Origin of the sequence: Collinsella aerofaciens (assembly GCF_009876115.1) — a bacterium.
GTDB classification, from domain to species: Bacteria; Actinomycetota; Coriobacteriia; order Coriobacteriales; family Coriobacteriaceae; genus Collinsella; species Collinsella aerofaciens_N.
In genome coordinates this window covers 44,365-58,441 of sequence record NZ_WWSY01000009.1, presented here as the reverse complement: position 1 = coordinate 58,441, position 14,077 = coordinate 44,365, and the positions used below count along the sequence as shown (strand labels likewise).

General features: G+C 60.5%; 11 protein-coding genes and 3 tRNA genes. 11 read left to right on the top strand and 3 right to left on the bottom strand.

Annotated elements, in window-relative coordinates:
- Positions 1 to 103: 103 nt before the first annotated feature.
- Positions 104 to 2,746: an ATP-dependent Clp protease ATP-binding subunit gene (locus tag GT571_RS06260; RefSeq protein WP_161156111.1), complete on the top strand. Its 2,643-nt coding sequence runs from the start codon at positions 104 to 106 to the stop codon at positions 2,744 to 2,746.
- A gap of 213 nt (positions 2,747 to 2,959) precedes the next feature.
- Entirely contained in the window at positions 2,960 to 4,417 is a 1,458-nt protein-coding gene (locus tag GT571_RS06255; protein ID WP_161156109.1) for an aminoacyl-histidine dipeptidase, read from the top strand.
- Between the two features lie 125 nt (positions 4,418 to 4,542).
- On the opposite strand, the gene GT571_RS06250 is transcribed toward GT571_RS06255, so the two are convergent.
- From GT571_RS06250 to GT571_RS06240, 3 genes are all read right to left on the bottom strand, one after another.
- Positions 4,543 to 5,847, bottom strand: coding sequence for a type II toxin-antitoxin system HipA family toxin (locus GT571_RS06250; RefSeq protein ID WP_161156107.1), 1,305 nt, complete (start codon positions 5,845 to 5,847; stop codon positions 4,543 to 4,545).
- Complete coding sequence (locus tag GT571_RS06245; protein ID WP_158567717.1) at positions 5,848 to 6,279, bottom strand: helix-turn-helix domain-containing protein; 432 nt, start codon at positions 6,277 to 6,279, stop codon at positions 5,848 to 5,850.
- 127 nt (positions 6,280 to 6,406) lie between these two features.
- Positions 6,407 to 6,985, bottom strand: a complete 579-nt coding sequence (locus GT571_RS06240) for a manganese efflux pump MntP (protein WP_118094805.1) — start codon at positions 6,983 to 6,985, stop codon at positions 6,407 to 6,409.
- A gap of 374 nt (positions 6,986 to 7,359) precedes the next feature.
- Between GT571_RS06240 and disA the strand changes: the two genes are divergently transcribed.
- The 9 genes from disA (at position 7,360) to GT571_RS06195 (ending at position 14,074) form a co-directional block, all read left to right on the top strand.
- Positions 7,360 to 8,400 (top strand): DNA integrity scanning diadenylate cyclase DisA, encoded by a 1,041-nt coding sequence (gene disA / locus GT571_RS06235; protein WP_006234973.1) that lies wholly within the window; start codon positions 7,360 to 7,362, stop codon positions 8,398 to 8,400.
- Complete coding sequence (gene ispD, locus GT571_RS06230; RefSeq protein WP_117655051.1) at positions 8,400 to 9,128, top strand: 2-C-methyl-D-erythritol 4-phosphate cytidylyltransferase; 729 nt, start codon at positions 8,400 to 8,402, stop codon at positions 9,126 to 9,128. Before disA ends, ispD begins: the two co-directional genes overlap by 1 nt.
- Complete coding sequence (gene ispF, locus GT571_RS06225; RefSeq protein WP_006234975.1) at positions 9,118 to 9,612, top strand: 2-C-methyl-D-erythritol 2,4-cyclodiphosphate synthase; 495 nt, start codon at positions 9,118 to 9,120, stop codon at positions 9,610 to 9,612. The genes ispD and ispF overlap by 11 nt, the downstream gene beginning before the upstream one ends.
- 3 nt (positions 9,613 to 9,615) lie before the next feature.
- Entirely contained in the window at positions 9,616 to 11,082 is a 1,467-nt protein-coding gene (cysS, locus tag GT571_RS06220) for a cysteine--tRNA ligase (RefSeq protein ID WP_161156105.1), read from the top strand.
- Between the two features lie 166 nt (positions 11,083 to 11,248).
- The gene (rlmB, locus tag GT571_RS06215) at positions 11,249 to 12,163 is read left to right on the top strand and encodes a 23S rRNA (guanosine(2251)-2'-O)-methyltransferase RlmB (protein WP_161156103.1); all 915 of its coding nucleotides are present in this window, start codon (positions 11,249 to 11,251) and stop codon (positions 12,161 to 12,163) included.
- Between the two features lie 3 nt (positions 12,164 to 12,166).
- Entirely contained in the window at positions 12,167 to 12,844 is a 678-nt protein-coding gene (locus GT571_RS06210) for an NYN domain-containing protein (protein ID WP_006234978.1), read from the top strand.
- A gap of 224 nt (positions 12,845 to 13,068) precedes the next feature.
- A tRNA-Thr gene (locus GT571_RS06205) sits at positions 13,069 to 13,143 on the top strand.
- A 763-nt stretch (positions 13,144 to 13,906) separates the two neighbouring features.
- A tRNA-Tyr gene (locus GT571_RS06200) sits at positions 13,907 to 13,988 on the top strand.
- A gap of 10 nt (positions 13,989 to 13,998) precedes the next feature.
- Positions 13,999 to 14,074, top strand: a tRNA-Thr gene (locus GT571_RS06195).
- Positions 14,075 to 14,077: the final 3 nt, after the last annotated feature.

The following is a 14,077-nucleotide window of genomic DNA, read 5'->3' as shown; positions in this document are numbered from 1 at the left end:
CTCCAGCTGTTAACATATACTCCATATGGGTAAAGAGACCAAAGCGCTGCCGCGGGGCGGCGCTTTGCGTTTGAAAAAACTAGCTCGTCTAAGAGGAACTAGCATGTTAGACCGTTTTACCGATCGTGCGCGTAAGGTCATGTCCATGGCCAAGCAAGAAGCGCTCGATCTTCATTCAAATAAGGTGGGCACCGAGCACCTGCTGCTCGCGCTTGCCAAGGAGGACGAGGGCATTGCCGCCGAGGCGCTGCGTTCGCTCGACATCTCCTATGATGACATCATGGATACCCTCAAAGAGGTCCAGACCACGGTTCCCGAGCCCAGCGAGGAGACCGAGGCTGCCAAGCTCGCCTTTACGCCGCTCGTCATCAGCGTGATGGAGCGCTCCTTCCGCGTGGCACGCGAGAACAACCAGACCTACGTTTCGACCGAGCACTTGCTGATCGGCATCGTCGAAGAGGGCAACGGCATGGCCATGGACATCCTCATGCGCCTGGGCGTGTCGTCTGCTTCCATTAAAAAGGCCATCGAAAAGCTCACTGCCAAGGATCAGGACAAGAAGCGTCCGCTCGCTGGCGCTGGCGCTGGTCGTCCCGGTGCGGGCCTGCCGTTCTTTAGCGGCTCGGATGCCTCTCAGCAAAAGGGGAGCGGCACCGACACGCTCAAGCAGTTCGCCACCAACCTCACGCAAAAGGCGCGCGACGGCGAACTCGATCCGGTGATCGGCCGCGAAAAGGAAGTCCAGCGTATGATGGAAATTCTTTCGCGCCGCACCAAGAACAATCCGCTTATCCTGGGCGATCCCGGCGTGGGCAAGACGGCTATCGTCGAGGGCCTGGCGCAGCAGATTGCTGCTGGCAATGTGCCCGAGAATCTTATGAACCAGAATATCTGGACGCTCGATCTGCCGGGTCTTGTCGCGGGTGCCAAGTATCGCGGTGAGTTTGAGGAGCGCCTCAAGAACGTGATCCAGGAGGCCACCGAAGCCGACGACGTCATCCTGTTTATCGATGAGATGCACACCATCATCGGTGCCGGTTCTGCCGAGGGCTCCATCGATGCGAGCTCCATGCTCAAGCCCGTACTCGCGCGCGGTGCCTTCCAGATTATCGGCGCCACCACGGCCGAGGAATTCCGCAAGTACCTCACCAAGGATCCGGCCTTCGAGCGTCGCTTCCAGACCATCGATGTCGAGGAGCCGAGCGTCGAGGACACGGTCAAGATCCTGACCGCGCTCAAGCCGCGCTACGAGGAGCACCACCATGTGCGCTATACGCAGGGTGCTATCGAGGCCGCCGCGAACCTTTCCAACCGCTACATCCAGGATCGCTTCCTGCCCGATAAGGCCATCGACCTCATCGACGAGGCCGGTGCCCGCGCTCGCATCGCCGCGAATCGCGCGCCCGAGCCGGTGCGCGAGGCCGAGCATCGTATAGAGGAGCTCAAGGCCGCCGCGCAGGAGGCCACCGAGAGCGATGACATGAACAAGGCCGCCGAGATCACCGAGCAGCAGAAGGCCGCCGAGATTGAACTCGCCGAAGCCAAGGCCGCCTGGACCGCCGAGCTCGACGCCAGCCCGCTCACCATCGACGTGAGTCAGATTGCCGACATCGTGTCCGTGACCTCTGGCGTGCCGGTTTCCTCGCTCACCGAGAGCGAGAGCCGTCGCCTGCTGCAGACCGAAAGCGTGCTCAAGACCCGCATTATCGGCCAGGACGAGGCCGTCGAGGCCGTCGCCAAGGCCGTGCGCCGCAGCCGCTCGCCGCTCAAGGACCCGCGTCGTCCCGGCGGCAGCTTTATCTTCCTGGGTCCCACCGGCACGGGCAAGACCGAGCTCGCCAAGACGCTCGCCGAGTATCTCTTTGGCAGCAAGGACGCGCTCATCAGCTTCGACATGTCCGAGTTCGGTAGCGAGTTCGAGGTCTCCAAGCTCATCGGTAGCCCTCCGGGCTACGTCGGTCACGACGAGGGCGGCCAGCTCACCAAGGCCGTTCGTCGCCACCCGTACTCGGTCGTGCTGTTCGACGAGATCGAGAAGGCGCACCCTGATATCTTCAACATCTTGCTACAGGTGCTGGAGGAGGGCCGCCTGACTGATAGCCAGGGCAAGACGGTCGACTTCCGCAACACCGTGATCATCATGACGTCCAACGTGGGCGCCCGCGAGATCGCGCAGGATGCGAGCGTTGGCTTTGGCACCACCGGCGAGCAGGGCCTCACCTCGAGTGAGATCAAGGGTCGTGCGATGGGCGAGCTCAAGCGCCTGTTCCGTCCCGAGCTGCTCAACCGTATCGACGACATCGTGGTGTTCCAGAAGCTCTCGGGCGAGAACCTGACCAAGATCGCGCACCTGCTGGTGGACGACCTGCGTCAGCGCCTGATTGCCAACGGCATGAACATCAAGCTCACCGATGCGGCCTATGACAAGATCGTGGCCGAGGGTACCGACCTTACCAATGGCGCGCGTCCGCTGCGCCGTGCCATCCAAAAGCTTATCGAGGACCCGCTGTCCGAGGAGCTTCTGGCCGGCGAATGGGGCGAGGGCGATACCGTCCTGTGCGACGTGGTCGACGGCAAGTTTGTCTTTAGCCACGGCACGGGTGAGATTCCGGCGCCGCGTCCGGCGGGTGCACTCGGGGGCGATACCGCTCCGGCGGCGCCGCACACCGGAAACGCCGCGCCCGTGAGCGGCGGTGTGACCTCGGGTCCCGGCGGTATGATGCAAGCCGGTTCCGGCGCGCTGTAGGGCGTGGCGACAATTTGATCTGTGCAATCGAGGCGCTCTGCCAAGGGCGCCTCGATTTGTAGAGCTGCGAAGTTGTGACCGTTACGCCATGCGGTCCACCGTTAGCCGATGATGCAAGGGCGCTCGGCGTTTTCGACTGGTTTATGCACGCAAAGTCTGGGAATATACAAGTCGCATGTCTTACTGTCTAACCAGTTGCGCCAAGGAGGCACCATGGACTACAAGATTACCGGCTACGAGCCCGCCCAGCTGTTCCATTTCTTTGAGGAGGTCAGCGCGATCCCCCGTGGGTCTGGCAACGAGAAGGGCATCAGCGATTTCCTGGTCGCGTTTGCCAAGGAGCGCGGTCTCGATGTGTATCAGGACGAGGTCTACAACGTCATCATTCGCAAGCCCGCATCTGCCGGCGCCGAGAATGCCCCGACCGTCATGCTGCAAGGCCACATCGATATGGTGTGCGACAAGTTGGGCTCCGTTGAGCACGACTTTACGACCGACGGTATCGACTTGGTCGTCAAGGACGGCGTCCTCACTGCCAACGGTACCACCCTGGGTGCCGACAACGGTATCGCCGTCGCTCTGATGCTCACTGTTCTCGATGACGATTCGATCGTTCACCCCGCCCTCGAGTGCGTATTCACCACCGACGAGGAGACTGGCCTGGTCGGCGCCGAGACGCTCGACAAGTCCCAGATTAGCGCCCGCACCATGATTAATCTCGACTCCGAGGAAGAGGGCGTTGCCACCGTCAGCTGCGCCGGCGGCGTCGTCGTTACCTACACCTGCCCGATCGCGCGCGAGCACAAGACCGGTAGCACCCTCACGCTCGACATCTCCGGCCTGCTGGGCGGTCACTCCGGCAGCGATATCCACCTGGAGCGCGGCAACGGCAACCTCATCATGGCCCGCATCATCGACCGCCTGATGGTTGCCGGCGAGCTCGCCATCGTTAGCTTTAACGGCGGCACCAAGGACAACGCCATCAACCGTGAGTGCAAGGCTGTTCTGGTCTACGCCGACCACGCTGCCGCCGAGGCCGCGGCCCAGATTGCAAAGGGCATCATCGCCGACGTCACTGCCGAGCTCGAGGTCTTCGACCCCGGCTTTACCTGCACCGTCGAGATTGCCGACGACGCCGAGGTCGAGGCCATGGACGAGAAGTCCGCACTTGCCCTCATTCGCGCTCTGCGTCTTGCCCCCAATGGTGTGATTCGCCGCAACGTCGCCACCGACGGCTCCGTCGAGGTTTCCTCCAACATCGGTGTGGTTGCCACTTCTGACGACGAGGTCAAGATCATGCTGTCCCCGCGCTCCTCGATCACCTCGCTGCAGAACGAGTTCAAGGACCGCCTCCAGACGCTGGCCGATGTCCTGGGCTTCGACGCCAAGTTCGAGTTCGAGTATCCCGGCTGGAGCTATGCCGAGCATTCGCCGGTCCGCGACGTCTTTGTCGAGAGCTATCGCGAGCTCTTTGGCTCCGATCTGCGCATCGAGTCCATTCACGCCGGCCTTGAGTGCGGCCTGTTTGCCGAGGCCCTGCACGGCCTGGACGCCATCGCCGTGGGCCCGACGCTCTCCGATGTCCACACCCCGGACGAGAGCATGGAGCTCGCTTCTGCCGAGCGCTTCTACGAGCTGCTCATCGACGTCCTCAAGCGCCTCGCTGCGTAAAGGTCGCGCTAGCAGCAGTTCGAGCCACGTGCTAGCGGATTGCAAATGACATTACGAGAGGGGGCATCCGAACTTTTGCGACGGGTGCCCCCCTCTTCTTTTAAGAAATGTGGATTGATTGGCGCCTAGCCCATATCCGCCTTGATGAGGTCGAGGGTGCGCTGGCAGTTTTCGCGGACGGGGCCGAGCATGTGCTCGCGCAGGTCCGCCATGCCGGGCAGGTCGGCGTATTCGTCCATGATCTCTTCCATGCAAATGGGCACCTCGTAGGCGAGGTCCATCATGGTCGCAAAGCAAAACTTCTCGGATAGCCCGGCATCGGTGAGCGCCGCCTCCAGCGCGGGGTCGCCCATACCGTGGTATCGGCGGATAGCGCCTGGACCGATGCGCCCCACTCGATTTTCGCCGCCAACGCTCATGGCAAGGCGCGCCCGGCGGCGCATACGCTCGTACGCCAAGCCCGATGCGACATCGTACATGGGTGCGAGCGCTGCGTTTGCGCCTTTGCCTAGGATGAGCGAGTAGTTTTTAGCGTGTGCGTCAGGCGCTCCGATAATGGCGTTATAGAACAACATATAGGTAAAAAGCACAAGATTCATGTGGTGGGGGACTGTGTTAATCAGTCGTTCTTGGATGTCTCGCGTGGTTGGTCCTCCGTCGGCGGTGTATTTCTGGCTTGGCAATACACCGAGCGCCTGGCAAAAGTCCTCCTGATGCAGCCTTTCGATATTTCCGCTGCTATTGACCATTCTGTCGTACCGTTCAACGACGAGCGCGGCTTCGTCTTCAAATGTGCAATAGGAGACGTTGGCAGTTGGAATGCCAACACGCCGAGCCGTTTTCATGCAGACGAATTCGTTTAAGGCCTGATGTTTGAACCCAACGACACCATTTTTGAAGATATGGGTAGTGGGGGATGACCCTAGACATTCGCACCATTGGCCATCATGCCAAGCTAGTGCAAATTTGCCTTGGTTGCCGCCCAGGGACCAGCTTTCGTTGGAGCCCATCCATGTCTCTCTTTCGTCATCGCGAATTGCTTTGAGCTTGTGAGCGATTTGAGAATTGGTAAGCGGGCGGTATGCCGAGACCCTGCCGCGGGCGGCGCCTAATTGATCGGTTCGACAAAACTGAACGGCCCCCGCGCAGTCAAGACCGATATGGCACAAGAGGGCGACGGGGTTGTTGGATGCAACGTCATGCTCGGCGGCAATAGCGCGACGCTGCTCTTGGCTGTCGGGCAAAAGGCCAAATAGGAACGGGCGGACGATGTTATGGCCATACGTGCGATTGGAAAGCGGCATTGTAAGCGATAGTGGTGCTCCGCGATAGGTTGGGGCGTATACAAAGCTGCAGAGTCCATGCTCGTCTTGCCGGAGAGTGCCTGCGATTTCGCCACAAATGAGGGTCGCAAGCTCCATCTCTGCCATTTATTTCACAACCTTACAGCCAAAGGAGAGGTCTGAAGTGTCGGAAAGGCCTTGCTCGGCTGCGATTTGGGCCAGCAGGGCACCATAGGAAGATGGCGTTCCTTGTCGGGCGGGTCGTCTGCCTACGCTTGGCTTTGGCAGGGCATTCGAGTTCGCGATAGGGAAGTCCGCTATCGTCGTCGGATGTTCGGAGGGCGATGCGATGGAGTCGTTATCGCTTTGCGCAAAGAGACCTATGCCGAGTGCGTTAAAGACGGTCAGTAACTTGTCGAGCCGAATACCCGTGGCGTCTCCTAGCTCGAGCGATGCGAGCAGGCGCTCCGAAACGCCGGCTTTTTTAGCGAGGGCCGCACGGGTGATTTCCTGCGACTCGCGTGCCTGACGCACATAGATGCCAGCTTGGCGTGGTGTGGTGATGGGAAGGGTATCCATGGCGATCTCCAACATGCAGACTTTTGCATATCAGTATGACATGCAAAAGTCTGCACGAAAAGGTCTCATGCAAAACTTTGCATGAGGCCTTGTACTGGCGTTGAGTTTTGAGCGATTGTGTTTGGCGTTACAGCGCCAAAATCCCCAGATGCTCAAGCAAGATCTTAAGTCCGATGAGGATGAGCACGATGCCGCCCACGATGGTGGCAGGTTTTTCGTAGCGCGCGCCAAAGGTGTGGCCGATCGCTACGCCGGCGACGGAGAAGATAAACGTTGTGACGCCGATAAGCGATACAGCGGGAACGATGTCAACCGAGAGCGCCGCAAATGAGATGCCTACGGCTAGGGCGTCGATTGAGGTGGCGATGGCGAGGATCAGGTACTCGCCCAGGTCAATCTTTTCGGCATCCTTGCCGTCGCCTTCATCCTCGTCCTCGGTAAAGGCTTCCCACAGCATTTTGCCGCCGATGAAGGCCAAAAGGATAAAGGCGATCCAATGGTCGATGGGTCCGATGATGCCCATGAATTGACTGCCGAGCGCCCATCCGATTACGGGCATGCCGGCCTGAAAGCCGCCAAAGAACAGGCCGAGCACCACGGCGACTTTAAGGTTGATCTTCTTCATGCCAAGGCCCTTGCAAATGGAAACAGCAAAGGCGTCCATCGAAAGGCCAACGGCGAGCAACACGAGCTCTGCGAGTCCCATAGTCTGGCTCCCTCTCTGCGGGCGGGCCCGCGTGTACCTCTTGGGGGAGTAACAAAAAAGACCCGTGGCGTACGCGTTGCGCGCACAGCCACGAGTCTCGTTCATTAAGGCAAGCCAGGCCGCATCGGCCAGTGTGTTGACTTGCCGCGCCACCGGAGGCGAACCCGATCACGCGACTACTCCCTCATTTATGCGAATCCCGATGCTACCACATAAGCAGCTCATTTGGATTGGGGCTCTCAGCTGTGTTCGCTCATTCTGTAAGCATCGGATTTTGCGGGCGTCACAGGGGCAAACCGTGAGAAACTTATTGACGTTTATGGAGCGTATACGATGGGAGCGATGCCTTGGATAAGAACGAGCTGCAAAAGCGTATGGAACAGGCTATTCGCCTGACTGCCCCCGGTCAGCCGATTCGCACCGCCCTCGACATGATCATTGCTGGTCACCTGGGCGCCCTTATCTGCGTCGGCGACACCGAAAACGTGCTCGCTGCTGGTAACGACGGCTTCCCGCTCAACATTTCGTTTACCTCGAACCGCCTGTTCGAGCTTTCCAAGATGGACGGCGCTATCGTTATCGATGGCGACCTCACCCAGATCCTGCGCGCCAACTTCCACCTCAATCCCGATCCCTCACTCGCCACGAGTGAGACGGGCATGCGTCACCGTACTGCCGCTCGCATGTCGGTGCTCACCGACGCCATCGTGATCTCGGTTTCGGCTCGTCGTGCCGTCGTCAACGTGTACGTCCACGGTAAGAGCTACGAGATCCAGCCTGTCACCACCATCATGAGCTCGGTCAACCAGCTCGTCGCCACGCTTCAGACCACCCGTCAGTCGCTCGACCGCTCCTTGCTGCGCCTGACAGCCCTTGAACTCGACGACTACGTTACGCTCGCCGACATCACCGGCATTTTCTCGAGTTTCGAGATCATGCAGCAGGCAAAGACTGAGCTTAAGGATTGCATTGTCAAGCTGGGCAACCAGGGCAAGCTCGTGCAGATGCAGCTCGAGCAGCTCGCGGGCTCCAGCATGGATACCGAGTACGACCTGATGATCCGCGACTACGCAAGTGATTCTTCCGAGGCAAACGCCGAGAAGATTCGCGCTGAGCTTGCCCGTATGACGCCCAAGGACTTGTCCGACCCGCAGCATGTGGCGGCGGTTCTGGGTTACGACGACCTGGACGAGGACTCCGTCATGACGCCGCTGGGCCTGCGCACGCTTTCTCGCGTGTCCGTCGTGCGTGACGGCGTGGCCGAGAAGATCGTCGACGAGTATGGATCGCTGCAGGAGCTCATGGACGACATCAGCGAAGATCCGGAGCGCCTGGGCGACTTTGGCGTCAACAACCCTGCCATTCTTGCGGACTCCCTGTACCGCATGAAGGGCACCAAACAGGGGAACGCATAATGGCGCCCGTATGCGCCGTGGTCGTTGCCGGTGGCAGCGGCCAGCGCTTTGGTAACCCCGGTGGTAAGCAGCTCGTCAATGTAGCGGGCCGTCCACTTATGAGCTGGTCCATCCGCGCATTTGACCGTAGCAATAAGGTCGGCCACATCGTCGTGGTTTGCCCTGCCGAGCGTCGTGCCGAGATGCGCCGCCTGGCCATCAGCCCGTATTCGTATAGCACGCCCATCAGCTTTGCCGATGCCGGCGAGACCCGCCAGGATTCCACCCGCGCCGGCGTGCACGCGGTGCCGGCGGGTTTCGAATATGTCGCCATCCACGATGGCGCCCGTCCGCTCATTACGACCGAGGCTATCGACCACGCTATCGACGTGCTCGTGAGCGACCGTGCCCTCGACGGTGTCGTGTGCGGCCAGCCTGCCATCGACACACTCAAAATCGTCGATGGCGACAACATCGTCGAGACGCCGCCGCGCGAGCTGTACTGGGCCGCGCAGACGCCGCAGATCTTTAGCGTCGACGCCATGAAGCGCGCTCACGCCGCTGCTATCGCCGAGGGCTTTATCGGTACCGACGATTCATCGCTGGTCGAGCGCATGGGCGGGCGCGTCCGCTGTGTCCAGAGTCCGCGCGATAACCTTAAGGTGACGGTGCCCGAGGACCTGCGTCCCGTAACCGCGATTCTGCTCGGTCGCATGGCCGAGGGAGAGGACCTTCCCCATGTTCAGTAACCTGCGCATTGGCCACGGCTACGACGTCCACCGTTTGGTGGAGGGGCGTCGATGTATCATCGGCGGGGTCGACATCCCCTACGAGCGCGGCCTGCTGGGCCACTCGGATGCCGATGTGCTCGCGCACGCCTTGGCCGACGCCATTCTGGGCGCCTGCCGCGGGGGAGACATCGGCAAGCTATTCCCCGACACCGATCCCGCCTACGAGGGTGCCGATTCGATGGTGCTGCTCGCTCGCGTGATGGACTATGCGCGCGAGCTTGGCTTTGAGTTTGTCGATGCCGATTGCACCATTGCCTGTCAGCAACCCAAGATCACCCCGCACCGCGATGCCATGCGCGCCAACCTTGCCCATGCCCTGGGCGTCGACGTCGAAAACGTGGGCGTCGCCGCCACTACGACCGAAAAGCTCGGTTGGGAAGGCCAGGGCGAGGGAATCGGTGCCTGGGCCGTCTGCCTGCTACAGAAAACCGTTAAGGAGTAACGAATGCGTATCTACAACAGCGCTACCCATAAAAAGGAAGAGTTCCAGCCCATCGAGTCCGGCAAGGTCCGCATGTACGTGTGCGGCCCCACGGTCTACGACAACATCCACATCGGCAATGCCCGCACGTTCATCAGCTTTGACGTGATTCGTCGCTGGCTCATCGCGAGCGGCTACGAGGTCACGTTCGCCCAGAACCTCACCGATGTCGATGACAAGATCATCAAGCGCGCCAACGAGCAGGGCCGAACGGCCGCCGAGGTCGCGACGGAGTTCTCCGACAAGTTTATCGGCGTCATGCGCGCCGCCAACGTGCTCGATCCCGATGTGCGCCCCCGCGCCACCAAGGAGATCGGCCCCATGATCGCCATGATCAAGACGCTTATCGAGCAGGGCCACGCTTACGCAGCCGATAACGGCGATGTGTACTTTGCCGTGCGCAGCGATCCCAACTATGGTCAGGTCTCGGGCCGCAACATCGACGACCTTATGGTTGGCGCGCGCATCGAGGAGAACGAGGACAAGAACGACCCGCTCGACTTTGCCCTGTGGAAGGCCGCCAAGCCCGGCGAGCCCAGCTGGCCGAGCCCCTGGGGCAAGGGCCGTCCCGGTTGGCACACCGAGTGCGCCGCCATGGTGCATCGCTACCTGGGCACTCCGATCGACATCCACGGCGGCGGCTCCGACCTTGCCTTCCCGCATCACGAGAACGAGTGCGCTCAGGCCACCTGCGCCTGGCACCAGGGCTTCTCCAACACCTGGATGCACACGGGCATGCTGCTGGTCGATGGTGAAAAGATGTCCAAGTCGCTCGGCAACTTCTTTACGCTGGCCGAGGTCCTCGAGCAGCACTCCGCTGCTGCCCTGCGCCTGCTGATGCTGCAGACGAGCTATCGCTCGCCGCTCGATTTTTCTTGGGAGCGCCTGGAGGGTGCCGAGAACTCGCTCACGCGTATCGCCGGTACGGTCGAGAACCTGCGCTGGGCTGCGAACCATGCGACGGCCGATGCCGATGAGGCAGCATCCGAGGCGTTTGCCGCCAAGGCCGCCGAGACCCGTGCCACCTTTAAGGAGTGCATGGACGACGACTTTAACACCGCTGGTGCCATGGGTGCCGTCTTTGGCTTTGTGACCGAGTGCAACCAGTACCTGGAGCAGACGGGCGACGCTGCCGACAAGGCCGCCGCGCTTGCCGCCGCCGATACGCTGGTCGAGCTGCTCGATACGTTTGGCGTTGAGCTCCCCGAGCCCAAGGTCGAGCTGCCGCTGGGTCTGCTAGGCGTTGCCGCCGGCCTGGTCGCCTACACGGGCGACGATGTGGACGAGGCCGCTGCCAAGATTCTCGAGGCCCGCGCCGAGGCCCGCGCCGCCAAGAACTGGGATCTGGCCGACGCCATCCGCGACCAGCTCAAGGACCTGGGCCTGACGATCGAGGATACTGCCGCCGGCACCCGTATTAAGACTCTCTAATCCCTGCGGGTTTCCCAAGCACCCGACCGCCCGAGCCACGGCACCTTGTCTTTCAATCGTCGGGCAGACCTCAAGGTCTATGCCCTCCTCTTTCAAGGCAATCTGCCGCACCTCGGGCGGTCGGTCTATTTGTTTCGTTTGATAGTTGTATTTAGGAGGTCGCTTTATGGCCGACAATCGCAAGCGTGCGCCTCGTGGTGGCAAACAGGCTGCTTCTGGCTCGCGTCCGATTCGCCGCAATGACCGCGCCGCTGCCCCCAGGGGGCAGCGCGAGCGCTCCCAAGCCACCCGTCCGCAGCGTGATCGCAACCGCGACAACATTCAGGTCCCCAAGGGCGAGTTTATCGAAGGTCGCCGTGCTGCCGCCGAGGCCCTGCGCACCGGCTTTCCCGTCAAGTGCGCGCTCATCGCCGAGGGCGGGGAGCGCGATGCTGCTTTGTCTCGTCTGGTCGATGACCTCAACGCCGCGGGTGTCCGCATTAAGTATGTGCCGCGCGCGCAGCTCGATGCGCTGTCGAGCCATGGCGCTCACCAGGGCATTGCGCTCGAGGTGGGTAATTTCCCCTATGCCGATGTTGCCGATATCCTCGACCGCGCGGGCGACGGACCGGCGCTCGTCGTCGTGCTCGACCACGTGACCGACGACGGTAACTTTGGCGCCATCGTGCGCTCCGCCGAGGTCGTGGGCGCGGCGGGCGTCATCATTGCCAACAAGCGCGCCGCCGGTGTGACCGTCGGCAGCTACAAGACCTCTGCCGGCGCCGTCATGCATCTGCCTATCGCACAGGTGCCCAACATCGCCCGTGCGCTCGACGATCTTAAGGCCGCTGGCTTTTGGGTGGGCGGTGCCTCCGAGCACGCCGAAGGTAGTTGCTGGGATGCTCCCTTCGAGGGCCGCGTGACGCTCGTCATGGGCTCCGAGGGCGACGGCATCTCGCGTCTGGTGCTCGAGAAATGCGACTTTTTGACCAAGCTTCCCCAGCGCGGCATGACCGAGAGCCTCAATGTTGCCCAGGCGACCACGGCGCTGTGCTTTGAGTGGCTACGCCGCAACGCCGGCGAGCTCATGGGGGAGGAGTAGCGCATGTCCAAGAAGAACCGCGCCAAGTCCAAGGCCAAGCGCTTTGGCGAAGGCTCGGCCAAGCCGATTGTCTCGGCCGCGACCTACGGTGTGGGCGGCAATGCGTTTGCGCAGGCCATCGCCGACCCGGTCTCGACGGTGCACTCCAATAAGCCCGAGCTACTGGTGGTTGACGGCTACAACGTGATTCACTGCACGCCGCGCTACGAAAAGCTCGTCTACGACCATTCCGACGATCCGTATTCCAGCGACGTCCACGATATGGCGCGCACCGCCCTCATTAACGACGTGGCGGCGTTTGCCCAGGGCCGCTACGAGGCCGTGATCGTGTTCGACGGTGCGGGCAATATCTCCAGCGAGCGCCCCAACCTGCCGGCCCGTGGCGTGCGTATCGAGTTTTCGCCGACGGGCGTCTCCGCCGATACCGTGGTGCAGAAGCTCTGCATCGAGGCGCGCGAGGAAGGCCGCGCGTGCTCCGTGGTGTCGAGCGACGGCACGATCCAGGCCGTCGTCATGGGCAAGGGCGTCACGCGCATCTCGAGCCGTATGCTGGTGGACGAGATCAAACAGATCGATAACGACGTTCACGAGGCAGAGGAAGCTCCGCAGATCAAGATGACTCTGGGCAGTCGCCTGAGCCCCGATGCCCTGGCCAAGCTCAAGGCCCTTCGTGGCCGGTAGGGGAGTATCTGTAGAGACCAGCTACTCGGCTGGTCAATTCACTGGCTTGTAGTTATTGGATTGTGGACTTGCCATCGCCAAAACGAATAGTTTTTTGTTTTGGCGAACAGACGAAACTATTCGTTCTGGCGAATAGTTTTGAGATATGGTCGGTCAAAGGGTCTGTTGCGCCTCGTCTGCAATTCCTTTATTCTTAACAGGCTTCGCGCGAAAGCGCCAAGTGTGCCAGTGTGGCGCAACGGTAGCGCAACTGATTTGTAATCAGTGGGTTGCAGGTTCGATTCCTGTCACTGGCTCCATGAGAGTTTCGGGCTCTGTTCCCTTGTGGGACAGGCCCGTTTCTATTTATGTTGACATGTCAGCGGGTTTGACTCCCACCAAGCTTCAGGTTTGTCTCGATCTATAACACGGGCGGGCTGAAAACCCTCCTTATAGTTACAGATCGAGACATTGCCAAGGGACGGCCGACAACATCTCGATCTGTAACACGAAGAAGCTGAAAACCGTTCTTACTGTTACAGAATGAGACGTAAGCGGAGGTCTCTGCGTAATATCTCGACCTGTAACAGATAGGGGAGAAAATGTTCTCTATATGTTACAGATCGAGACAAAAGCCGTGTCGAGCTCGGCTGCCCCCCCCTGAGCGTGGATTATCGGACGAACGAGCGTGGAAAATCTGCCACTTTGGCCTTGGGGACACGCCAAAAGTGGGAGATTATCCACGCTCGATTTCAAACGGAAGATAATCCACGCTCGAATCTGCCACGGAAGCCCGATCTCGACCTATATATAGGTGCAAATAGGCTGTTATCGAAGTTCGATCCTGAAGGTGTACTCCACTACGCCAAAGTGTTACCTTGGGAAATGTCACCTCTGTATCCAAAACCACTGTCCTTCACATCCAAACTCAACAAAACCGCAGGTCACGGCTATATAGATACGCCCGGAACCGTGTATCTAGAGGTTTTCGTTGACAGCCCCCAAGGTTGCATCGTATTATCTTTTTCGTTCGCGGGGGCGGCGGTCCAAAAGACCAAAGAACCTGCGGATACTTGAACGATTGGGAGTTTGCCCGAGTGGTTAATGGGGACGGGCTGTAAACCCGTTGGCTCTGCCTACATAGGTTCGAATCCTATAGCTCCCACCCGTCAAGTGCCTGTATAGCTCAGTCGGTAGAGCACTTCGTTGGTAACGAAGAGGTCACCAGTTCAAGTCTGGTTGCAGGCTCCATCC

Bases quoted from the DNA above. Each gene is read 5' to 3' on its own strand.
- ispF (WP_006234975.1), top strand. From the start codon at position 9,118: ATGTTCAGTAACCTGCGCATTGGCCACGGCTACGACGTCCACCGTTTG.
- GT571_RS06250 (WP_161156107.1), bottom strand. From the start codon at position 5,847: ATGGCAGAGATGGAGCTTGCGACCCTCATTTGTGGCGAAATCGCAGGC.
- ispD (WP_117655051.1), top strand. From the start codon at position 8,400: ATGGCGCCCGTATGCGCCGTGGTCGTTGCCGGTGGCAGCGGCCAGCGC.
- cysS (WP_161156105.1), top strand. From the start codon at position 9,616: ATGCGTATCTACAACAGCGCTACCCATAAAAAGGAAGAGTTCCAGCCC.
- GT571_RS06245 (WP_158567717.1), bottom strand. From the start codon at position 6,279: ATGGATACCCTTCCCATCACCACACCACGCCAAGCTGGCATCTATGTG.
- rlmB (WP_161156103.1), top strand. From the start codon at position 11,249: ATGGCCGACAATCGCAAGCGTGCGCCTCGTGGTGGCAAACAGGCTGCT.
- GT571_RS06240 (WP_118094805.1), bottom strand. From the start codon at position 6,985: ATGGGACTCGCAGAGCTCGTGTTGCTCGCCGTTGGCCTTTCGATGGAC.
- disA (WP_006234973.1), top strand. From the start codon at position 7,360: ATGGAACAGGCTATTCGCCTGACTGCCCCCGGTCAGCCGATTCGCACC.
- GT571_RS06255 (WP_161156109.1), top strand. From the start codon at position 2,960: ATGGACTACAAGATTACCGGCTACGAGCCCGCCCAGCTGTTCCATTTC.
- GT571_RS06260 (WP_161156111.1), top strand. From the start codon at position 104: ATGTTAGACCGTTTTACCGATCGTGCGCGTAAGGTCATGTCCATGGCC.
- GT571_RS06210 (WP_006234978.1), top strand. From the start codon at position 12,167: ATGTCCAAGAAGAACCGCGCCAAGTCCAAGGCCAAGCGCTTTGGCGAA.